Raw genomic sequence first — 19,658 nt, 5'->3', positions numbered from 1 at the left:
TTCTCGCAATGACGACGTAGTGAGAACCTACGCCCTTGCCCGACCACAATGCTTCGGCTACCATCGAAGCATGAAATCAGGACCCGACATCGCCCTGGTCGCTTCGCTGGTCGGCGATCCCGCGCGCGCCAACATGCTCACCGCGCTGATGAACGGCCGCGCGCTCACGGCGAGCGAGCTGGCGCAGGAGGCCGGCATCACGCCGCAGACTGCGAGCTCGCATCTGGCCAAGCTCGAGGCCGGCGGGCTGGTCGAGCCGGAGAAGCAGGGCCGCCACCGCTACTATCGCCTCACCGACGACGACGTCGCCAGCGTGCTCGAGGGCCTTGCAGGCCTTGCCGCGCGCACCGGGCACATGCGCGTGCGCACCGGGCCGAAGGATCCCGCCTTGCGGCGCGCGCGGATCTGCTACGACCACCTCGCCGGCGATCTCGGCGTGCAGATGCTCGATTCCCTGCGCGAACGGAATCTGGTCAAGCAGAAGAAGCAGGACATCGAGCTGACGGCCGAGGGCGAACGCTTTCTCGCCAGGCATTTGCAGATCTCGCCCGGCATGCTCACCCATCCACGTCGCCCGGTGTGCAAGGCCTGCCTCGACTGGAGCGAACGGCGCCATCATCTCGCCGGCACACTGGGGGCCGCCATGATGCAGCGCTTCGCCGAGCTGAAATGGGCGGCGCGCGATGCCACGCCCGGCAGTCGTGTCGTCAACTTCACCCGCACCGGCGAGAAGCAGTTTGCCGCGCTGTTCGGCGACGGGAAGGACTGACCCACGCGCCGCCACACCGGCAACGCGCGCCTCAAATGCTCCTGGCCCCGGCGTCATGGAGGATTGCTGCCGGGCCGGCCGCCGACACCAGCGTCTGTCGCGCCAAGCCGCATGCCGGGAACGTTCATGCCGCATTCAGGTCATGATTGGCAGGTTTGGATCGCGCCGTGCCGGCATGTTGCAAAATTAACATGTCGAATCGTGTCTTTTGAATCATTGTGCGCCGCAAGCGCCAAGCTCCCAAAGACCTGCCTCCAAAGACCTGCCTCCAAAGACTTGCCTCCAAAGACCTGCCTCCAAAGACTTGCCCCCAAAGACTTGCCCCAAGGACGAGAAGGAAGATCACATGAAATACCTGTTCGCCGCCGCCATGCTCGCCAGCGCGGTTGTCGGTTTCAGCGAGGCCGCCAGCGCCGCGCAGGGTTGCGGCCCGGGTTGGTATCGTGGCGCCTACGGCGGCTGCCGCCCGATGCGCGGCGCGGTCGTCGTGCGCCCCGCCCCGGTGGTGGTCGCTCCGCCAGTCGTCGTCGTGCCGCGCGCGCGTGTGTGCCCCTATGGCTTCCGCTGGTACGCCGGCCGCTGCCGCCCGTTCTGATCTCTTTGCATCGCAAAGATGGCCGCGCAGGTTCGGCCTGCGCGGCCATCTTCGTTTTCTTGTTCGTTTTCAGGCTTGCCGCCGACTAATCGTCCGCCGTGGAGTTTGAGCGGCCAGAAACGAAACGGGGACCGCGGCTGCGATCCCCGTCTAAATTCGCGGCTTGCCGCGGCTCACCAGTGGCGGCGGTGCCAGCGCCGGCGACGCCAGCCCCAATGACGGTGACCCCAGCCCCGGTGGCGGCCATGCCAGTGAACCTGTTCCGGCGTCAGCTTGGCGGCTTCCTCGCCGGTGGTGACGGCAGGATGAGCGTCGGGGTTGCCTTGCGGCATGCGCGCGGGATCGCCGACCGGCTGCGGCGACAACGGCGCGGCCTGCGCGGTCGCGGCGAAGGCGGCGGCGCCCGCCGTCACTCCCAATGCAAGTTTCAAAAAGTTCCGGCGCTCCATGACATGTCCTCTAGGCTATCGAGCAAGTGATGCAGAGGGAGTGTCGCGGTCACGACATGAACCAAGGCTGAATCCTGTGTTCAGATTCAGAAATGAAGTGAGATGGAGAATTCGTAGCCTGGATGGACCTTGCTACTTCGCAAACTCCTGCGCCAGCACCAGCGTCTCGCGCGAACGCTTGACGTCGGGCCAGTCGCGGTTGAAATCGGCGACGAGCTGGTTGAGCGCATCGCCTTTCAGCATCGCCGCGAGCTTGGCCTCGTCATCGAACTGATACATCGCCTGATGCAGCGAGGGATCATCCAGGCTCCAGAATCGCCAGGCTTTGCTCACGCCGAATGCCTTCACCGCGTCGGGCACATGTTCCGTCTCGTACCATCGGTCGAAAGCGGCGCGCTTGCCGGGATCGGTGACGATGGCGCGAACGACGAAGAAGGCAGCGGGCATCGGATTTCCTCCTGTTGTTTGAACCGAGACTAACCGCTTCGGCCGCCGGCGACAAAATAGTTCGGAGCCGGTGTCGGAACGTGCGCCCTTCGCTCGTCCTTTGTTCGAAATAGGACACGGAGACAGCAAATGGCCGATCTCACCCTGACCACCTTCAATTGGGTTCCCGAACCGCCGCGAGGATTCGTGCGCGACCTTCGCGTGCGCTGGGCGCTCGAAGAGGCCGCGCTGCCCTATCGCGTCGCAAGCGCCCCGTTCGACGATCGCGGCGCCGCACATTTCGCGCATCAGCCTTTCGGCCAGGTGCCCTGGCTGACCGACGGCGACCTCTCGATCTTCGAGACCGGCGCGATCCTGCTGCATCTCGGCGGGCTCAGCGCGAAGCTGATGCCGACCGATCCGCGCGGTCGCACTGAAGCGACGGAATGGGTGTTCGCGGCGCTCAACTCGGTGGAGATGGCCAGCCTGCCCTGGGGAATGTCGAAGTTCATGGGCCATCCGACCGACACGGCGGCGTGGAAATTCGTGGACGACTTCCTCAAGCTTCGGCTGAAGCATCTCGAGCCGGTGCTGGCCGGCCGCGAATGGCTGGCCGGCTCCTTCTCCGTCGCCGACATCCTGATGTCGGACGTGCTGCGCGTCGTCGATGGTTTTGGCGGCCTGGCGGACAGTCCTGCCTGCCGCGCCTACGTCGCGCGCGCCACGGCCCGCCCAGCCTTCGCCAAGGCCCACGCCGACCAGATGGCGCATTTCGCTGCGGCGGATAAGGCACGCGCGTAGTTCGTAGGGCGGACTAGGCGAAGCCGTAATCCGCCAACGCCTGCATCCGGCGATAAAGACATTGGCGGATTACGCTGTCGCTAATCCGCCCTACACCTCACACCAGCTTCAGCGGCGCGTCGGCGACCACGCGCAGGTCGATGTTGCCGATCAACGCCGCCCGGCGTGCCTCCGCAGCACTAATGGCGTCGTTCGTCTGCCGCAACGTGCTGACGTTCGAGCCCAGCGACACGATCCCGCCAAGTACCAACGCGATCGATCCGAGGGCTGCGGTCTGACCAAAGCCAAACACACCGAGGATCGTGATCAGCAACAGCGCGGCCCCACCGCCGATCGCGATCTTGGACGCCAGGATGTACTTCCGGCACCGCTCGGCGATCTCGGCGAGAGCCTCGATCCGGTCTTCGATGTCGGAGATTTCGTCGGTCGGATCGTCTTCAGTCATTGGATCGAGGATGCCAAATCAGCAGGACGCGGTATCCCGCATGCGCAAAGCGACATGCGGAACCTCTGCAAAAGCCCGGATGTCGCTGCGCTCATCCGGGCTACGTTCCCTCACAACGGCAAATTGTCGTGCTTCTTCGCCGGCGCTTCCACCTTCTTGTCCTTCAGCATCGCCAGCGCCCGTGCGATGCGCTTGCGGGTCGAATGCGGCATGATGACGTCGTCAATGTAGCCGCGTTCGGCGGCGATGAAGGGTGACAGGAAGCGGTCTTCGTATTCCTTGGTGCGCGCGGTGATCTTGTCGGGGTCGCCGATGTCGGAGCGGAAGATGATCTCAACCGCGCCCTTGGCGCCCATCACCGCGATCTGGGCGGTCGGCCAGGCGTAGTTCATGTCGGCGCCGATCTCCTTGGAGGCCATGACGTCGAAGGCGCCGCCATAGGCCTTGCGCGTGATGATGGTCACCAGCGGCACGGTGCATTGCGAATAGGCGAACAGCAGTTTTGCGCCGTGCTTGATCAGGCCGCCATATTCCTGCGCGGTGCCCGGCAGGAAGCCCGGCACGTCGACGAAGGTGACGATCGGGATGTTGAAGGCATCACAAAAACGAACGAAGCGCGCGGCTTTGCGCGAAGCGTCGCTGTCGAGCACGCCGGCCAGCACCATCGGCTGGTTGGCGACGAAGCCGACGGTACGGCCCGCGATGCGGCCGAAGCCCGTGACGATGTTCTTGGCGAAGCTCTCCGCTATCTCGAAGAAGTCCCCCTCGTCCACGACCTTCAGGATCAGCTCCTTCATGTCGTAAGGCTTGTTCGGATTGTCCGGGATCAGCGTATCCAGGGACATGTCGACGCGACCGATGTCGTCGAAGCTCGGCCATTCCGGCACGCCGTCACTGTTGTTGGACGGCAGGAAGTCGATCAGGCGACGCATCTGCAAGAGCGTCTCGACGTCGTTCTCGAAGGCGCCGTCCGCGATCGAGGAGCGCGTCGCGTGCACCGAGGCGCCGCCGAGCTCTTCGGCGGTGACGACCTCGTTGGTGACGGTCTTCACGACGTCAGGACCGGTCACGAACATGTAGCTGGTGTTCTTCACCATGAAGATGAAGTCGGTCATCGCAGGCGAATAGACGTCGCCGCCGGCGCAAGGGCCCATGATGACGGAGATCTGCGGGATCACGCCGGAGGCGAGCACGTTGCGGCGGAACACGTAGGAATACCCGGCGAGCGCGGCGACACCCTCCTGGATGCGGGCGCCGCCCGCGTCATAGAGGCCGATGATGGGCGCCCGCGCCTTCATCGCCATGTCCTGGAGCTTGGTGATCTTCAGCGCGTGCGTTTCCGACAGCGAGCCGCCGAAAACCGTGAAGTCCTTGGCGAACACGAACGTCTTGCGGCCGTTGACGGTGCCCCAGCCCGTGACGACGCCGTCGCCGGGCACCTTGGTCTTCTCCATGCCGAACTCGGTGGAGCGGTGCTCGACGAACATGTCGAACTCCTCGAACGATCCCTTGTCGAGCAACAGCTCGATACGCTCACGCGCGGTCAGCTTGCCGCGGGCGTGCTGCGCCTCGATGCGCTTCTCCCCGCCGCCGAGCTTTGCGCCGGCGCGACGGTCTTCAAGGGCGTCCAGGATGTGTTTCATTTGCTCCCGCCAGTTCTTAAGTGATGCGGGGTTCTAACACGGCATTTTGCGGACCGGAAAGCGCCTTTCCGCGCCGCAGGGCTGCCCTGTCCGGGCTAAAAGCGTGAGAGATTACAAAGTTTTGCCCGGGAGGCGAGCATGGACGAGAGAATGGCCGAGACCGGTGCGGCGACGGGCGGCGTCAATATCCTGCTGCGACTGGAGGGGCTCACCCTGTTTATCGGGATGGTGATGCTTTACTGGGCCTGGGACGGCTCCTGGCTGGTTTTTGCCCTGCTCTTCTTCGTCCCTGACCTCAGCTTCCTGGCATACCTGTCCGACGCCAAATTCGGCGCGCTGGTCTACAACGCCGCCCACGGCTACATGGCGCCGGTGTCGCTGCTGACGCTGGGCTTCGGCCTCGGCTCGCCGCTCACCTTGTCCATCGCCTTGATCTGGCTCGCCCATATCGGCATCGACCGGGCGCTCGGCTATGGCCTGAAATATTCCGCCGGGTTCGGCTTCACTCATCTGGGCCGGATCGGGCGGCAAAAAGACGCCTGACGCGCACGAATTTGGTCGCCCGGCCCGGTTGACCGGGCCTGCCGATTCAGGCTTGCTTCGCGCTCGCGATCAGGCGCCGAATGTTGCGTGAGCTCAGTTGGTACGGCGGCGGTCATTACGCCTTGGCTCGAGCATCACGCAAGCATCACTGAGATGTCCGCGACGGTCGTCCCCCTGCCGCCGAACTCGTCGTCTCAAACCATCGACTTCCTGCGGCGGATGGCCAGCATGGTGTCGGGGCGGAACGGCGAGATGCTGCTGCGCGCCGCAAGCCTGATCGAGTCGCTGGGGCAGCGGGCCATGTCGGCCGAGCGGCTCTATCATGAGCAGCTGGATGCGAGCACGCGTAACGCCGAGCTGCGCGGGGCCGCCGATCTCGCCTCCGATGCCATGGTCGGCCAGATCGAGGTGCTGCGGGCGCAGCTTGCCGAGGTCACCGCGGCAGCCGCCGCCGAGCGCGCCGCCTTCGATGCCGAGCGCGGCAAGCTGATCGGCCTGATGCAGAATGCCGAGAGCCATATCGGCAAGCTCACGACCGAGCTGGACAGCTTGCGCGCCTCCGTCGACAGCTTCAACGCGACCGCGGTCTCCGTGCCGATCGAGGTGCTGCGGCTGGCGCGGACGCAGTTCGATTTCCTCTCCGCAGGGTTTGCCCGCAAGGGCGACGTGATCTCGCAGGCGATGAGCGAGATCGGCGGCTTTGCGATCGACCAGGCGCTGACGGCGAAGAAGAGCGACACCGCCTGAGGCGGTCGCCCCTGCCTACGTCGAGCTCAACCCGCATGTCGGCGGCAATCCGAAGACGGCCGCCGAGTCGCGCAAGGCGGTGGAGGAGTTTTTGCAGGTGTTGTTCAAGTTGGGATGAGAGGCATCTCGGCCTGCACCGGTGCCGTAGGGTGGGCAAAGCGTAGCGTGCCCACGAATCGTCGCTCACGGCATAAAGATCGTGGGCACGGCGCTACGCGCCTTTGCCCACCCCACGGCGGCTGCGCTCGACGAGAACGATTGCACCACTCACAGGCTAGATCGCGCCGATCTCGGTAAGGCAGGCTTGCGTCAGTGTCATGCGCTCGCCGACGAGTCGCGGCTCCTTGCAATCCATGTTGAGCGCGAACACCGTGTGCGTCTCGCCCTTCTCGGCCCAGCCCACCATCCAGCCGAGCGATGGCTCGCCGCGCTCGGCGCCCAGCAGGCCGGATTTGGCGCGAATGACGCTGTCGCCGACCTTGGTCACCGGCAGGATGTCGGCGACCAGATCCTGGCTGCGCTTGCTGATCGGCAGCGCGCGGCGACGCAGCCGGTCGACGAAATCGATCTGCTCGACCGGGTCGATGCGCAAATTCCCGGTGAGCCAGAACTGGTCGATGCCGCCGCCGATGTCGCGGTTACCGTAGTCGAACTCGTCGACATACTTTTGCATCCGCTCCTGGCCAATGCGGCGGGCGATCTCCTGATAGACCGGCACTGCGCTCACGGCGATCGCGCTACGCAGCGTGTGATCCTTGTTCCAGGCCTCGATCGGACGCTTCACGCCATCCCAGGCAAACACGTCCTTGTCGGGGTGAGTGACGACGCCCGTCTCCAGCGCGATCAGCGAGTTCGGAATCTTGAAGGTCGAGGCCGGCAGCTTGCCTTCGCCCGAGCGCTCCTTGTCGCTGGCGACGACCAGGTAGTCCTCGACCTTGTAGCCGACGAAGGTGCCTGATGTACCGAGGTCGGTGAAGCGCTTTGCGAGGCTATCGCGGATCTCGTTGCGCGGCGGCGCGACATGGGCGAGCGCGCGCGATGGCAGGATGGCAGATGCGGCGAGAAGGCCGAGAGTGGAGCGGCGGGTGAGCAAGAGCGATGTCCGTCAAACGATGAAAGTGATCGCGACCATGCCGCCGCTCCATGGTGAAACGATGACAGATCATGCTCTACCGCCCCCGGCCCGACAGCCGCAGCACGAACACCAGCACTTCGGCGACGGCCTTGTAAAGGTCCGGCGGGATCTCCTCGCCGAGCTCGACCTTGGACAGCGCGCCGGCCAAAACCTCGTTCTCCTCGATCGGGATGTCGTGAGCCCTGGCGATCTCGACGATCTTTTCGCCGATCGTGCCCTTGCCCTTGGCGACGACGACGGGCGCGCCAGAGCCTTTCTCGTAATGCAGCGCGATGGCGAGCTTGGATGGGTCGCTCATGTCGCCCGATCCAGGAAGTGGCCGGCGCGGGCCGGTGCCGGCTGCGGCGGCGTGCCCTCGCGGACCAGAATGTCACCGGGCTTGAGCTCGGCTCGCGTCAGCGCCTGATTGAGCTCGCCGATGCCAGCGCGCAGCTGCTGCACCGTCGCCGGCCGCTCCGCCCACATCCGCACGAAAGTCTTGTCGCCGTTCAGCGTGATCAGCGCGTGCACAGGGCCGGCCGGCTCGACGTTGAGCGAGAAGCGCGCGCGCCAGGCGCGCTTGGCGGCATCGGCGGATTCGCCAGCGCCATCGCGCGAGATCTCGAACTGCGCCATCGCGGTGCCCTGCGGCGTTGCGAAGGGAATCTCGAAATTCCACTGCGGCATTGCCGGGTCGATGCGGTGGTGGCCAGAGGCGTCAGTGCGATCCGGGAGCGAAGCGACCTGCAACAATGTCTGCCGCGCGATCGCGGCATCGGTGTCGTCGAGCAGGCGATGCACGGTTGCGGACAGCGGCGTGTCCGGCGCGAGCGAGGGCGAGGCAATCGCCTGCGGCGAGGGCAATGCACCACGGAACGGCGGTGGCGTCGCACGTGCGGCTGCTTCGAAGATGTGGCCGTCGGGCACGGCTTTGTTCGAGCCGGGCACGTTGCCGGTCAGGCGCGGCAGGTTTTCCGTGACCTCCTGCAGGAGGCTCGCGGCAAGCCCCGCGGACATGGTGCGCGGCATCGCGGCTTGCTGAGCGTTGCCGACGACGTCCGCCAGCACCGCGGCCGCGAGATTGGCACTGCGCAATGTCTGCGCGATCTCGGGGCCGGAAGCGGACGCGGACTGCGCGGCCTCACCTGCGGCCTGAGCAGGCGCAGTGGCGACCTGCGGTGTCCCTGTCGTCGCAGCGGGAGTTGCAGCGCCCTGTGGCGCGGCGGTTTCGAGCGTGGTCAGGGTCTGGCGCAGCACCAGCAGCGCCGCCTTCAGGTCGGGCGTCGTGCCGGCGGGCGGCCTCGCTCCCGCGGCCAGCGAAGCCTCGAAGAACAAGCCGGATTTCTGGAACGCGGTTTCGACATCGGCGCCATCGAGCCCGGGACTGAGCGGCGTCTGCTGCGCCAGCACGTCCAGCACGGCCTGCTTCAAGCCCGCAGGTAGATCGCTGCCGGTGACGACGGATGCCAGATTGGCGAACAGTGGCGCCTGGCTGCCTTGTTTTGTGGCGGCCTCGGCCGAGGCCGCGGTGACGGCGACCTGCTCCAATGGCGTCAGCGTGTTGCGTGTCGCGGTCGCGGACGGCGCCAGCGGCGGACTTTCCACCACCGAGGCCGCACGCGGCGTCAGCGTAATCTGATCGGGAGTTGCCTCGCCTGCCCCGTTCATCACGGCGAGCCTGATCGTGCCGTCGTTCTGCGAGACCGCCAGCTGGAGATTCTGCCCCGGCGTCAGCGCCACCTCCGACATCACGTCCATCGAGAGGTTGGCGATCGCGATCCGCACCAGATTGCCGGCCATCACACTGACGACCCTGGCACCGACGACGCTGCCGGCCTGCAGCACGAGGTCCGGCGTCGTCGCATCAGCCAGGGGGCTGGCGGCACTGACGGGGAGGATGGAAGTGACCGGGGTCGGCATCTCAGGGGCCCATGGAGCGCTGGCCACACCCTAAGGCCGCCGTCGTAAACCTCTCGTTAAGGACCTTCGGCTGCGGACGCCTTTGCCGCCGCCAGAACCGCCACGGCGGCCTCGAAATCCCTGAGACGGGTGGCCCGGCGGCTGGCGGCCTCCTCGTCCGCGCCCCATTGGTCGATGTTCCAGTCCTCATCGACATGGGCGGCGGCCCAGACCTGGCCGGCGTCGCGCACGCCATGAGCCAGCGCCAGCGCCAGCAGCGCCGAGCCGGTCAGGGTCGTCACCACGTGGAGTGCGGCGACCGACCAGGCGTCGCCCGGCAGCGCGGCGCGCGCGGCCTCGACCGCCTCGTCGGGCTGCTTCACATGCATGACGCCCTCGGACAGGATGAAATGCGCGCCCAGCGTCTCCGCGGCCCAGAACAGCACGGGATCCCAATGCGCGGCCTCGCGGGCGACCAGCCCTTCGGGATGGCCGGCACGATAGAACAGCAAGTCGGACTCGAAATATTTCGCGAGGTCGTCGCTGACCAGTTCGACGCGGTCGACAACGCCCTCGACCACGCTGTTGGCGATCCGCGTCAGCGGCATGGTCATGGGGTCGATGCTCTCGCCCTGAGCCGCCCATTCCGCGGCCACGGCATCGGCGAGCGCGCGCGACGGAATCACCACCTGGCGGCCGGAGGGCGTGCGGATCGGCTTGCCGTCGAGCGTGATGGCGAAACCGCCTTCGGCTTCGGTCGCGCTCGCCTCCTTGTAGAAGCGCTTGCGCTGCGGCGGGCGCGCGGACGCGCGCGCCGATTCCCGCGGGTCCGGTGGAGGTTGCCCTGCTGCTTCTTCGAACAATTCGCGCATCGTTTTTTCGGTCCCTGTCGTCGGTCAGATTATCTGTCTCGTCATGGCTTCGCCACGACCATGAGTGCTGCTAGTTCGCGCAAGCGCGTGAGTAAGTGCCGCGATCGGCTGGGCCCAGTCCCGCAGCTGCGGCGGCGTCGAGGCACTTTGTGACGCGATCGCTGAACGAGTTACGCGGAAGCGGCTGGTAGTTGTAGCGCGGCGGCGCGTCGACTTGCGGAACCTGCGGCACCTCGATCTTCGGCGGCGGTGGCGGCTGAGGCAGCGGTGGGGCGAGCCGTGAAGCGTCCGGCAGCACGTATTGCGCGTGGGCGGCCTGCCCCACACATAGCGCGGCCAACAGCACAAGATAGATCGAGAGCCGTGTCATGGAGGATATGTCGTGGGTCTACCACCCCCGTTCAACCCGGCTATTCTTCAGGCGCGTTCTCGATTGGATCAAACCGGCTTGCATCCAGCCCCAGCAGATTCCACGACTGCTGCATGTGCGGCGGCAATGGCGCGGTGGCGTCGATCACGCCGCCGCGCGGATGCGGAATGACGATGCGGCGCGCCAGCAGATGCAGCCGGTTTTGCAGGCCGCCCGGCAGCTGCCAGTTCTCGATGTTGAAATATTTGGAATCGCCGACGATGGGATGGCCGATATGCTCCATGTGGGCGCGCAGCTGATGGGTGCGTCCCGTCACCGGCTTCAGCGACACCCAGGTCAGCTTGTTGCCGGCGGTCTCGACCACCGCGTAATATGTCACCGCGTGGCTGGCGCCCTCGTCGCCATGCTGGGCGATGCGCATGATGGTGTCGTCCTCGCTCTCCTCCTTGGCGAGGAAGGTCGAGATGCGGCCCTGCTTCGGCTTCGGCAGGCCCGGCACCAGCGCCCAATAGACTTTTCGCGCCGAACGTGAGCGGAACGCGCCGGTCAGATGCGAAGCGGCAAACCGCGTCTTGGCGACCAGCAGACAGCCTGACGTCTCCCGGTCGATACGATGCACCAGGCGTGGCTTCTGGCCCTTGGAATCGCGCATCACCTCCAGCATCTGGTCGATGTGCCGCGTCATGCCCGAGCCGCCCTGCACGGCAAGGCCGGCCGGCTTGTTCAGGACGAGGACGTCGTCGTCCTCAAAGATCGTCATCTCCTTCAGCGCCTTGAGGGTCTTCTGGGCGGCTTCCGAGAGCTCGCCGACGCCCTTCGGCGTGTCGAGCTTGAGCGGCGGAATGCGGACGCTCTGGCCCTCCTCCAGGCGGTCCTTGCTGTCGACGCGCTTGCCGTCGACGCGCAGCTCGCCTTTGCGGACGACACGCTGGATGTGGGAGAACGACAGGCCGGGAAAGCGCGCCTCGAGGAAACGATCGACGCGCATGTTGTTCTCGTCGGCGGTCACCTTGACGGTCTGCACCTTGGTCGGCAGCAGCGCCTCGACGGGCTTTTCGGGCGCGGCCCTTTCCAGCTCGGCTTTCGGCGCGCGCCGCTCGGCGCGCTCGCCGGCAAAGCGCGGCGGCTTGCTGCCGCCGGGCTTGCCACCCGGCCGCGGTCCAGCCTTAGACGCGCTACGCGCCTTGAACGGGCGGGATTCCTTGCGCTCGTCGCGCGAGCGGGGCTTTGGATCGGTTCTTTTGATGCGGCGGCTCATGGTTGCCTGCGTACCCTAAAAGCCGGGTCCCGTCACGGCGAAATGGCCGTTTTTAGCGCGGGCCGCCCCGCTCCTTCCTCAGCTTGGCCCAATAATCCAGCCGCTTCCTGATCTCCCGCTCGAAGCCGCGCTCGGGCGGGTCGTAGAACGTTTGGCGGCCCAGGGCTTCCGGGAAGTAGTCCTGCCCGGAGAAGGCGTCGGGGGCGTCGTGGTCGTATTCGTAAGATGCGCCGTAGCCTTCGGACTTCATCAGCTTGGTCGGCGAATTGAGGATGTGCTTTGGCGGCAGCAGCGAGCCGGCCTGCTTGGCGACCTGCATCGCCGTGCCGAAGGCGGTGTAGACCGCATTCGATTTCGGCGCGGTGGCGAGATAGACGACGGCCTGCGCGATGGCGAGCTCGCCTTCGGGATGGCCGAGGAAATCGAACGCGTCCTTGGCCGCATTGGCGATGACGAGCGCTTGCGGATCGGCAAGGCCGATGTCCTCCACCGCCATCCGCACGACGCGGCGGGCCAGGAACAGCGGGTCCTCACCGGCATCGAGCATGCGCGCGAGGTAATACAGCGCGGCGTCGGGATCGGAGCCGCGCACCGACTTATGCAGCGCCGAGATCAAATTGTAATGGCCGTCGGCCGATTTGTCGTAGATCGGCGCGCGGCGCTGCAAAATCTCCTGCAACTGCGCGGCATTGAAGATCTCGTCCGCCCGCGCCGAACGCCAGACCTCTTCGGCGAGCGTCAGCGAGGCGCGGCCATCGCCATCGGCCATGCGCACCAGCACCGCGCGCGCTTCCGCATCGAGCGGCAGCTTGCGACCTTCGACCTCCTCGGCATGCGCAAACAGTTTTTCGATCGCGGCGGCATCGAGCGAGCGAAACACCAAGACGCGCGCACGAGAGAGCAACGCCGCGTTGAGCTCGAAGGACGGATTCTCCGTGGTGGCGCCGACCATCACCACGGTGCCGTCTTCCATCACGGGCAGAAACGAATCCTGCTGGGCGCGGTTGAAGCGATGCACCTCGTCGACGAACAGCAGCGTGCCCTTGCCCATCTCGCGGCGGGCGCGCGCGGCGTCGAAAGCTTTCTTCAGGTCGGCGACGCCGGAGAACACCGCGGAGATCTGCTCGAAATGCAGGTCGGTCGCATCCGCCAGCAGCCGCGCCACCGTGGTCTTGCCGGTGCCGGGCGGGCCCCAGAACACCAGCGATCCCAGCGTGCGCGTCTCCAGCATGCGCGTCAGCGCCCCGTCGGGACCGAGGATGTGGTCCTGGCCCACGACCTCCGACAGCGCGCGCGGGCGCAACCGGTCCGGCAGCGGATGCGGAGCGTCGTGGTCGAGCCCCGCCGCGGCAAAGAGCGTTGGCGTTTGTGGTCGCTTCGGACTCATCCGCCCAGCGTGACGTTGATCTGCTGGCCGCCGCGCACCAGCGTGATACGCCAGATCCGCGGGCGCTCTCCGGCCGCCTTTTCGAGGTCGCCGGTCCTGCTGATCTTCTGGTTGTTGACCGCCAGAATGATATCGCCCTTCTGGAAGCCGACATTTGCGGCCGCACTGTCGCCGCCGAGATCGGTGATCACGACACCCTCGGTGTCGGCGTCAAGATGTAGCTCGTCGGCGACCGCCGGCGTGATGGTCGAGACCTTCGCGCCCTGGAACGGCGAACGCGCGGTGACGACGAGCTCGTTACGTCCCGTATCGGGCGCGGTCTCCAGCGCCACCGTCAGCTTGAGCGGCTTGCCGCTGCGCTGCACGTCGATCTGCGCGCTGCCGCCGAGCGGACGAGTGGCGAAGCGATAGTCGAAGGCGTTGGGATCATCCACGGTCTGGCCATCGATCCCGGTGATGAGATCCGAGGACTTCAGGCCGGCCTTCGCGGCGGGGCCGTTCGACACCACGCTCGCGACCAGCGCGCCGGTCGGCGAACGCAGGCCGAGGCTCTCGGCGATCTCGGGCGTCACCGCCTGCAATTTTGCCCCGAGCCAGGGACGCTTCACCGCCTTGCCGCCGCTCTTGGCGGAGGCGACGACGACACGCACCATGTTGGCAGGGATCGCGAAGCCGATGCCTTGCGAGCCGCCGGAGCGCGAATAGATCGCGGTGTTGATGCCCGCGAGCTTGCCGGCCATGTCGACCAGCGCGCCGCCGGAATTACCGGGATTGATCGCCGCATCGGTCTGGATGAAGAACTGATAGTCGGTGATGCCGACCTGCGTGCGCGCCAGCGCCGAGATGATGCCGTGAGTCACGGTCTGGCCGACGCCGAAGGGATTGCCGATCGCGAGCACGACGTCGCCGACCAGCAATTCGTCGGAATTGGTGAAATCGAGGGTCGGGAATTTCTCCTTGGTGTCCTTCAAGCGCAGCACGGCAAGATCGGTGCGCGTATCCTTCAGCAGGATCTCCGCCTCGAACTCGCGCTTGTCCGACAGCGACACCTTCACCTGGTCCGCGCCCTCGATGACGTGGACGTTGGTGACGACGAGGCCGGACGCATCGACGATGACGCCGGAGCCGAGCGAGCGCTGCATCTGCTCGGGCTGTTGGCCCGGCACGCCGAAGAAGCGGCGGAAGATCGGATCGTCCAGCAGCGGGTTGCGGTTCTGCACCACCTTGGCGGCATAGACGTTGACCACGGCCGGCTGCACCCGCTGCACGATCGGCGCATAGGACAGCCGCAGCTCGGCCGGCGATGACGGGACCCGACGGTCCTGCGCAGCAGCCGGGTTGAAGTGGGCGGAAAAGCCTATGCACAATGCCGTGACGACGGCGGTCCGGATCGATCGAAACATTCCTACCTCTTGGAAAAGACGCCGGAATATAGGCGCGTTCGTCCCCCAATAGAAGGGCGCCGGGCGGCAATATTCGGCCTCGGTCTGACGTCTACGGCCTGCAAGCCAAGCGTGCGGAACGGCGATTTGTCTTGCCTCGTGGATTGGCATGACACGCATCATCTTGCATCCTTGCTCGCGGTGGATTCGGTTGCGGCGAATTTACATCACCGGGAACCAGGCAACCGATGCGCGTCGTCGCGGGGCAGTCATCAATCGTTCCTAGCCTCACCGCCTACGACTTGGGGAATTGGTCAAACCATGGAGTCATGACGTGAGCAGGACAAGGATTGCAGCCACGGCGATTGGCCTCGCCGGAGCGTTGGCGGCCTCGCAGGCCCAGGCCCAATCAGCAAGCAGCAGCGAGCAGGAGATCGCGCTGCTCAAGCAGCAGCTGAAGATGCTGGAGCAGAAGCTCGACAAGCTCCAGAGCCAGACCGCGGCGAACACGGCGGCCGCGGCAAAAGCCAAAGCCGAAGCAAAGGCAGAGGCCAAGGCCGAAGCGCGGTCGGAGGCGAAGGTCGCCGTGGCCAACGCGAACGCGGCGATCCCGGTCAAGGGCCCGGCACCGGCATCCGGCGTCGTCGTGACCATGCCGAACAACCGGCCGACCATCTGCACCGCGGACCAGGCCAATTGCGTCGCCATCACCAGCCGCCTGCACTGGGATGTCGGCGGCTATGACTATCGTCCCAACACGGCAGCGACCGTGCCGCAGAAGCTCGACAGCGGCCAGAACGTCCGCCGCGCGCGCATCGGCGTCACCGGCAAATTCTTCAACGACTGGAACTTCGCGCTGGTCTACGATTTCGGCGGCTCGTCCGACGGTTTTGGCGGCACGGCCCCTGGATCACTGCCGGGCGGCGGCCTCTCCGGCGTCGAGAACGCCTATCTCAGCTACACCGGCTTGAAGCCATTCGGCGGCAAGATGGCGATCGAAGCCGGCATCATGGACCTGCCCTACACGCTCGATGAGGCCACGAGCTCCAACGACATCATGTTCATGGAGCGCGCCTCGGCCGGCATCATCGCGACCAATATCGCCGCCGGCGACTTCCGCTCCGCGGCCGGTACGCGGTGGTACAACGACCAGCTCTGGATCGGCGGCTACGTCACGGGGCCATCGACCGGCGCGATCCACTCGGCTTCCAGCGCGGCACCGGCAGGCACGAGCGAGCAATACGGCGCTGTGGCGCGCATTGCCGGCAACCCGATCAGCGGCAAGGACTATTCGGTGCATATCGGCGCCGACGCCCAGTGGCTGATCCAGCCGCCGCGCAATCTCATTGCCAATACGCAGACCGTCACGCTCAGCGATCGTCCGGAATTGCGTCTCGACCCCACCACGCTGATCTCGACCGGCGCGATCGCCAATGCCTCGGGTGCGCAGGTCTACAGCATCGAAGCCGCGGCGACCTACGGCCCGCTCATCGTTCAAGGCGAGTACTTCTGGTACAATGTCGACCGGACCGCCAACACCGGCGTGCCGCTGGTCGGCGCACCCAGCCTGAAATTCCAGGGCGGCTACGCGCAGGCCGGCTACGTGTTGACGGGGGAAGGCCGCAGCTACAACGCGGCGAACGCGTCCTATAGCGGCGTCAAGCCGGCGCATCCGTTCTCGCTCGACGGCGGCGGCTGGGGTGCGTGGGAGATCGCGGGGCGCTTCTCGACGATCGACCTCAACAATCAGTTGGGCACGGCGACCGGCATCGCCGGCGGACGGCAGACCGTCTATACGCTGGCGCTCAACTGGTACGTCAACGGCAACGTCCGCTTCATGCTCGACTATCTGCACGGCACGGTGTCGAGGCAAGCCTCGCCGATCTCAACCGCAGATGTCGGCTCGAAGTTCGATGCGGTCGCGATGCGCACGCAGTTCGCGTTCTAAACTCGCTGTCGTCCCGGGGCGCGCGCAAGCGCGAACCCGGGACCCATAACCACAGGGAGTAGTTTGGCGAAGTCTCAGAGTTGGCCGCTCGCGCTACAACTTCTTCCTGGGGTTATGGATCCCCGCGTTCGCGGGGATGACACCGAGAGTGAGGCGCCAGCTTTACGACCAACTCACGCCGCGCGCTTCGGCTTCTTCACGACCGTCGGCGCCGGTGCGCAGGACAGGCGCTGCTGGTGGCTCTCGCCCCAGGCCTTCAGGATGTCGATCACCGGTTTGAGGCTCTCGCCGAGCTCGGAGAGGCAATATTCGACGCGCGGCGGCACCTCGGCATAGACCTTGCGGATGACAAGCTTGTCCTCCTCCAGCGCGCGCAGCTGCTTTGTCAGCATGCGCTGGGTGATGCCGGGCATCCGGCGGCGCAGTTCGCCGAAACGCTGGGTGCCGCTCTGCAGATGGTAGAGGATCACGCCCTTCCACTTGCCGTCGATCAGATCCAGCGTCGCCTCGACCGAGCAGCCCGGGCGACGGGCAAAATCGCGCCGTTTCATGCGTATTTTCCCAATAGTATCCAAACAGGGACTATATCCCCGAATTTACAGTACTTGCCAAATTGGAGCCAGCGCGACAGTTAGCAGGTCAGGCGCGCCCATGCCAAGCTGCGCCCCATCTGATGGAGACAAGCCATGAAGGCCGTCGGCTACAAGAAATCGCTCCCGATCGAGGATCAGGATGCGCTGATCGATTTCGAGACCGCAAAACCCGAGCCCAAAGGGCGCGACATCCGCGTCGCGGTGAAGGCGATCTCGGCCAATCCGGTCGATTACAAGGTACGCAAGCGCGCAGCGCCGCCCGAGGGCGAGACCAAGATCCTGGGCTACGACGCGGCAGGCGTGGTCGACGCCGTCGGGCCTGAAGTCACGCTGTTCAAGCCGGGCGACGAGGTGTTTTACGCCGGCTCGATCCTGCGCCAGGGCACCAATTCCGAATTCCACCTGGCCGACGAGCGCATCGTCGGCAACAAGCCGAAGAGCCTGTCGTTCGCGCAAGCCGCTGCCCTTCCCCTCACCTCCATCACCGCCTGGGAATTGCTGTTCGATCGGCTCGGCGCGGTGCCCGGCAAGAGCGTCGATCCGCGCACGCTGCTGATCACGGGCGGGGCGGCGCCGTCGGCTCGATCCTGATCCAGCTCGCGCGCCGCCTCACCGGCCTCACGGTGCTCGCCACCGCGACGCGGCCGGACTCGCAGAAATGGTGCCTCGATCTCGGCGCGCATGCGGTGATCGACCACGGCAAGCCGATGAAGGAGCAGATCGAAAAATTGAAGCTGCCGCCGGTCGCGCTGGTGGCGAGCCTCACCTTCACCGATCAGCATTACAAGGCGATCGTCGAGTTCATGGCGCCGCAGGGCCGGTTCGGCCTGATCGACGACCCCCCTGAATTCACCATGAGCACGTTCAAGGGCAAAGCGATCTCGGTGCACTGGGAATCGATGTTCACGCGCTCCTCGTTCCAGACATCAGACATGATCGCGCAGCATCATTTGCTGAACGACGTCGCCGACCTCGTCGACAAAGGCGTGCTACGCACCACGCTCGACCAGACTTTTGGCACGATCAACGCCGCCAACCTCAAGCGCGCGCATGCGCTGCTTGAGAGCGGCAAGTCGCGCGGCAAGATCGTGCTGGAGGGATGGTAGGCGAAGGCCTCGTAGGGTGGGCAAAGGCGCACTTGCGCCGTGCCCACCAACGCTCAACGAGGACAGGAGTGGTGGGCACGCTTCCGCCTTCGCTCTTCGAGCTACGGCGGACAAGTCGCTTTGCCCACCCTACCGCTCCTACGCTTCCGCCGCGCCCTCGACGAACAGCAGCCGCCGCTCCAGCGCCGTCTGCCGCAGCTTCAGCGCCTCGGCATATTCCGGCGAGGCGTACCATTCCTTCAGCCGCGCCATCGACGCGAATTCGACGATGACGATGGCCTTGGCTGGAAGGTTGCCTTCGGCAAGCTCGGCCTTGCCGCCGCGGACGAGATAACGCCCGCCATACTGCGCGATCGTCTCTGCGGCGAGCACACGATAGGCTTCGAACCCCTCGGGATCGCGCATCTCGACTTCGGAAATCACATAGGCTGTCATGCGCGGCTCAGGCGATGGTGTTGACGATGCCGCCCTCGGCCCGCAGCGCCGCACCGTTGGTCGCCGACGCCTCCTTCGACGCGGCATAGACCACCATGTTGGCGATCTCGTCGACGCTGGCGAAGCGTTGCAGCAGCGAGCTCGGGCGATGCTGCTTGACGAAATTGGCTGCAGCCTCGTCGACCGACTGGCCATTCTGCTTGGCGAGATCCTTCACAAAGGTCTCGACGCCCTCCGACATGGTCGGGCCCGGCAGCACGGAATTGATGGTGACGCCGGTGCCGCGGGTGAGCTGCGCCAGACCGCGCGCGACCGAGAGCTGGGCCGTCTTGGTCATGCCGTAGTGGATCATCTCGACGGGAATGTTGAGCCCGGACTCCGATGAGATGAAGACGATGCGGCCCCAATTGCGCTTGAGCATGCCCTTCAGGTAGGCTCGCGACAGCCGCACGCCGCTCATGACATTGACCTCGAAGAAACGACTCCAGTCCTCGTCCGGAATCTCGAAGAAATCCTTGGGCTCGAAGATGCCGGCATTGTTGATGAGGATGTCGACCTCGGGCAGCGCCGCAACGAGCGCCTTGCAGCCCGCTGCGGTCGAGACGTCGGCGGCGATACCGCGCACCTTCGCGCCCGTCCCTTCCAGCTTGCGCACGGCGGCATCGACCTTGTCCTGGCCGCGCCCGTTGATCACGACGCTGGCACCTGAGGCAGCGAGGCCTCTGGCGATGGCGTGGCCGATGCCGGCGGTCGAGCCGGTCACGAGGGCGGTCTTTCCAGAAAGGTCGATCTTCATGTCTCATCTCCATCGATGTCGGTGGAGATATCGGGCGCTCGACATGAGACCGCAATTGGCGCTCACTCACGCGTGAGAAG

21 protein-coding genes and 2 pseudogenes are annotated in these 19,658 nt (G+C 65.7%); 8 read left to right on the top strand and 15 right to left on the bottom strand.

The window, feature by feature from the left end:
• The first annotated feature begins 70 nt into the window (after positions 1 to 70).
• Both GGD66_RS22755 and GGD66_RS22750 read left to right on the top strand, forming a co-directional pair.
• Positions 71 to 769, top strand: coding sequence for a winged helix-turn-helix domain-containing protein (locus tag GGD66_RS22755; RefSeq protein ID WP_183259053.1), 699 nt, complete (start codon positions 71 to 73; stop codon positions 767 to 769).
• Between the two features lie 346 nt (positions 770 to 1,115).
• On the top strand, positions 1,116 to 1,364 hold the full coding sequence (locus GGD66_RS22750; protein WP_026202719.1) for a GCG_CRPN prefix-to-repeats domain-containing protein: 249 nt from the start codon (positions 1,116 to 1,118) through the stop codon (positions 1,362 to 1,364).
• Positions 1,365 to 1,537: 173 nt separating this feature from the next.
• On the opposite strand, the gene GGD66_RS22745 is transcribed toward GGD66_RS22750, so the two are convergent.
• Positions 1,538 to 1,813, bottom strand: coding sequence for a twin-arginine translocation signal domain-containing protein (locus tag GGD66_RS22745; protein ID WP_018322297.1), 276 nt, complete (start codon positions 1,811 to 1,813; stop codon positions 1,538 to 1,540).
• Between the two features lie 132 nt (positions 1,814 to 1,945).
• Positions 1,946 to 2,260, bottom strand: a complete 315-nt coding sequence (locus GGD66_RS22740; RefSeq protein WP_177237287.1) for a hypothetical protein — start codon at positions 2,258 to 2,260, stop codon at positions 1,946 to 1,948.
• A 129-nt stretch (positions 2,261 to 2,389) separates the two neighbouring features.
• Here GGD66_RS22740 and GGD66_RS22735 point away from each other — a divergent pair, with 129 nt between their 5' ends.
• The gene (locus GGD66_RS22735) at positions 2,390 to 3,040 is read left to right on the top strand and encodes a glutathione S-transferase family protein (RefSeq protein ID WP_183259052.1); all 651 of its coding nucleotides are present in this window, start codon (positions 2,390 to 2,392) and stop codon (positions 3,038 to 3,040) included.
• A 97-nt stretch (positions 3,041 to 3,137) separates the two neighbouring features.
• On the opposite strand, the gene GGD66_RS22730 is transcribed toward GGD66_RS22735, so the two are convergent.
• Together GGD66_RS22730 and GGD66_RS22725 are read right to left on the bottom strand one after the other, a co-directional pair.
• Positions 3,138 to 3,485, bottom strand: coding sequence for a hypothetical protein (locus tag GGD66_RS22730; protein WP_183259051.1), 348 nt, complete (start codon positions 3,483 to 3,485; stop codon positions 3,138 to 3,140).
• A 110-nt stretch (positions 3,486 to 3,595) separates the two neighbouring features.
• Positions 3,596 to 5,128: an acyl-CoA carboxylase subunit beta gene (locus GGD66_RS22725; RefSeq protein WP_183259050.1), complete on the bottom strand. Its 1,533-nt coding sequence runs from the start codon at positions 5,126 to 5,128 to the stop codon at positions 3,596 to 3,598.
• Between the two features lie 138 nt (positions 5,129 to 5,266).
• On the opposite strand from GGD66_RS22725, the gene GGD66_RS22720 reads away from it, so the two are divergent.
• From GGD66_RS22720 to GGD66_RS41610, 3 genes and pseudogenes are all read left to right on the top strand, one after another.
• Positions 5,267 to 5,671 carry a DUF4260 domain-containing protein gene (locus tag GGD66_RS22720; protein WP_183259049.1) on the top strand — a complete coding sequence of 135 codons (405 nt, stop codon included), beginning with the start codon at positions 5,267 to 5,269 and terminating at the stop codon, positions 5,669 to 5,671.
• Between the two features lie 153 nt (positions 5,672 to 5,824).
• Positions 5,825 to 6,418, top strand: a complete 594-nt coding sequence (locus tag GGD66_RS22715; RefSeq protein WP_183259048.1) for a hypothetical protein — start codon at positions 5,825 to 5,827, stop codon at positions 6,416 to 6,418.
• 13 nt (positions 6,419 to 6,431) lie between these two features.
• Positions 6,432 to 6,536: pseudogene (locus GGD66_RS41610) on the top strand (carboxymethylenebutenolidase); the annotation flags it as partial.
• A gap of 156 nt (positions 6,537 to 6,692) precedes the next feature.
• On the opposite strand, the gene blaOXA reads toward GGD66_RS41610, so the two are convergent.
• The 8 genes from blaOXA to GGD66_RS22675 all read right to left on the bottom strand — a co-directional run bounded on the left by blaOXA (position 6,693) and on the right by GGD66_RS22675 (position 14,721).
• Positions 6,693 to 7,511 carry a class D beta-lactamase gene (gene blaOXA, locus GGD66_RS22710; RefSeq protein WP_183259047.1) on the bottom strand — a complete coding sequence of 273 codons (819 nt, stop codon included), beginning with the start codon at positions 7,509 to 7,511 and terminating at the stop codon, positions 6,693 to 6,695.
• A 76-nt stretch (positions 7,512 to 7,587) separates the two neighbouring features.
• Entirely contained in the window at positions 7,588 to 7,851 is a 264-nt protein-coding gene (locus tag GGD66_RS22705) for an EscU/YscU/HrcU family type III secretion system export apparatus switch protein (RefSeq protein ID WP_126258121.1), read from the bottom strand.
• On the bottom strand, positions 7,848 to 9,452 hold the full coding sequence (locus GGD66_RS22700; protein WP_183259046.1) for a flagellar hook-length control protein FliK: 1,605 nt from the start codon (positions 9,450 to 9,452) through the stop codon (positions 7,848 to 7,850). Before GGD66_RS22700 ends, GGD66_RS22705 begins: the two co-directional genes overlap by 4 nt.
• 56 nt (positions 9,453 to 9,508) lie before the next feature.
• Positions 9,509 to 10,303: an ATP12 family chaperone protein gene (locus GGD66_RS22695; protein ID WP_092260195.1), complete on the bottom strand. Its 795-nt coding sequence runs from the start codon at positions 10,301 to 10,303 to the stop codon at positions 9,509 to 9,511.
• A 70-nt stretch (positions 10,304 to 10,373) separates the two neighbouring features.
• Positions 10,374 to 10,673, bottom strand: a complete 300-nt coding sequence (locus GGD66_RS22690; protein WP_092260197.1) for a hypothetical protein — start codon at positions 10,671 to 10,673, stop codon at positions 10,374 to 10,376.
• 40 nt (positions 10,674 to 10,713) lie between these two features.
• On the bottom strand, positions 10,714 to 11,931 hold the full coding sequence (locus tag GGD66_RS22685; RefSeq protein WP_092260199.1) for an RluA family pseudouridine synthase: 1,218 nt from the start codon (positions 11,929 to 11,931) through the stop codon (positions 10,714 to 10,716).
• Positions 11,932 to 11,983: 52 nt separating this feature from the next.
• A complete protein-coding gene (locus tag GGD66_RS22680; RefSeq protein WP_018322284.1) occupies positions 11,984 to 13,318 on the bottom strand; it encodes a replication-associated recombination protein A in 1,335 nt (444 codons plus the stop codon).
• Complete coding sequence (locus GGD66_RS22675; protein ID WP_018322283.1) at positions 13,315 to 14,721, bottom strand: DegQ family serine endoprotease; 1,407 nt, start codon at positions 14,719 to 14,721, stop codon at positions 13,315 to 13,317. Before GGD66_RS22675 ends, GGD66_RS22680 begins: the two co-directional genes overlap by 4 nt.
• A gap of 313 nt (positions 14,722 to 15,034) precedes the next feature.
• Between GGD66_RS22675 and GGD66_RS22670 the strand changes: the two genes are divergently transcribed.
• Positions 15,035 to 16,648 carry an OprO/OprP family phosphate-selective porin gene (locus GGD66_RS22670; protein WP_183259045.1) on the top strand — a complete coding sequence of 538 codons (1,614 nt, stop codon included), beginning with the start codon at positions 15,035 to 15,037 and terminating at the stop codon, positions 16,646 to 16,648.
• Between the two features lie 173 nt (positions 16,649 to 16,821).
• On the opposite strand, the gene GGD66_RS22665 is transcribed toward GGD66_RS22670, so the two are convergent.
• Positions 16,822 to 17,199 carry a helix-turn-helix domain-containing protein gene (locus GGD66_RS22665; protein ID WP_092260206.1) on the bottom strand — a complete coding sequence of 126 codons (378 nt, stop codon included), beginning with the start codon at positions 17,197 to 17,199 and terminating at the stop codon, positions 16,822 to 16,824.
• 135 nt (positions 17,200 to 17,334) lie between these two features.
• Here GGD66_RS22665 and GGD66_RS22660 point away from each other — a divergent pair.
• A pseudogene (locus tag GGD66_RS22660) lies at positions 17,335 to 18,347 on the top strand (zinc-binding alcohol dehydrogenase family protein).
• Between the two features lie 138 nt (positions 18,348 to 18,485).
• Here the strand turns inward: GGD66_RS22660 and GGD66_RS22655 are convergent.
• Positions 18,486 to 18,782: a DUF1330 domain-containing protein gene (locus GGD66_RS22655; protein ID WP_183259044.1), complete on the bottom strand. Its 297-nt coding sequence runs from the start codon at positions 18,780 to 18,782 to the stop codon at positions 18,486 to 18,488.
• A gap of 7 nt (positions 18,783 to 18,789) precedes the next feature.
• On the bottom strand, positions 18,790 to 19,578 hold the full coding sequence (locus GGD66_RS22650) for an SDR family NAD(P)-dependent oxidoreductase (RefSeq protein WP_183259043.1): 789 nt from the start codon (positions 19,576 to 19,578) through the stop codon (positions 18,790 to 18,792).
• Positions 19,579 to 19,658: the final 80 nt, after the last annotated feature.

The sequence above is a fragment of the Bradyrhizobium sp. CIR48 genome, from assembly GCF_014198315.1.
Classification (GTDB): Bacteria; Pseudomonadota; Alphaproteobacteria; order Rhizobiales; family Xanthobacteraceae; genus Bradyrhizobium.
This window is presented reverse-complemented; position numbering and strand designations above follow the sequence as displayed.

Bases quoted from the DNA above. Each gene is read 5' to 3' on its own strand.
- GGD66_RS22725 (WP_183259050.1), bottom strand. From the start codon at position 5,128: ATGAAACACATCCTGGACGCCCTTGAAGACCGTCGCGCCGGCGCAAAG.
- GGD66_RS22750 (WP_026202719.1), top strand. From the start codon at position 1,116: ATGAAATACCTGTTCGCCGCCGCCATGCTCGCCAGCGCGGTTGTCGGT.
- GGD66_RS22700 (WP_183259046.1), bottom strand. From the start codon at position 9,452: ATGCCGACCCCGGTCACTTCCATCCTCCCCGTCAGTGCCGCCAGCCCC.
- GGD66_RS22680 (WP_018322284.1), bottom strand. From the start codon at position 13,318: ATGAGTCCGAAGCGACCACAAACGCCAACGCTCTTTGCCGCGGCGGGG.
- GGD66_RS22715 (WP_183259048.1), top strand. From the start codon at position 5,825: ATGTCCGCGACGGTCGTCCCCCTGCCGCCGAACTCGTCGTCTCAAACC.
- GGD66_RS22650 (WP_183259043.1), bottom strand. From the start codon at position 19,578: ATGAAGATCGACCTTTCTGGAAAGACCGCCCTCGTGACCGGCTCGACC.
- GGD66_RS22685 (WP_092260199.1), bottom strand. From the start codon at position 11,931: ATGAGCCGCCGCATCAAAAGAACCGATCCAAAGCCCCGCTCGCGCGAC.
- GGD66_RS22655 (WP_183259044.1), bottom strand. From the start codon at position 18,782: ATGACAGCCTATGTGATTTCCGAAGTCGAGATGCGCGATCCCGAGGGG.
- GGD66_RS22755 (WP_183259053.1), top strand. From the start codon at position 71: ATGAAATCAGGACCCGACATCGCCCTGGTCGCTTCGCTGGTCGGCGAT.
- GGD66_RS22665 (WP_092260206.1), bottom strand. From the start codon at position 17,199: ATGAAACGGCGCGATTTTGCCCGTCGCCCGGGCTGCTCGGTCGAGGCG.
- GGD66_RS22695 (WP_092260195.1), bottom strand. From the start codon at position 10,303: ATGCGCGAATTGTTCGAAGAAGCAGCAGGGCAACCTCCACCGGACCCG.
- GGD66_RS22730 (WP_183259051.1), bottom strand. From the start codon at position 3,485: ATGACTGAAGACGATCCGACCGACGAAATCTCCGACATCGAAGACCGG.
- GGD66_RS22705 (WP_126258121.1), bottom strand. From the start codon at position 7,851: ATGAGCGACCCATCCAAGCTCGCCATCGCGCTGCATTACGAGAAAGGC.
- GGD66_RS22675 (WP_018322283.1), bottom strand. From the start codon at position 14,721: ATGTTTCGATCGATCCGGACCGCCGTCGTCACGGCATTGTGCATAGGC.
- GGD66_RS22745 (WP_018322297.1), bottom strand. From the start codon at position 1,813: ATGGAGCGCCGGAACTTTTTGAAACTTGCATTGGGAGTGACGGCGGGC.
- GGD66_RS22690 (WP_092260197.1), bottom strand. From the start codon at position 10,673: ATGACACGGCTCTCGATCTATCTTGTGCTGTTGGCCGCGCTATGTGTG.
- GGD66_RS22735 (WP_183259052.1), top strand. From the start codon at position 2,390: ATGGCCGATCTCACCCTGACCACCTTCAATTGGGTTCCCGAACCGCCG.
- GGD66_RS22720 (WP_183259049.1), top strand. From the start codon at position 5,267: ATGGACGAGAGAATGGCCGAGACCGGTGCGGCGACGGGCGGCGTCAAT.
- GGD66_RS22740 (WP_177237287.1), bottom strand. From the start codon at position 2,260: ATGCCCGCTGCCTTCTTCGTCGTTCGCGCCATCGTCACCGATCCCGGC.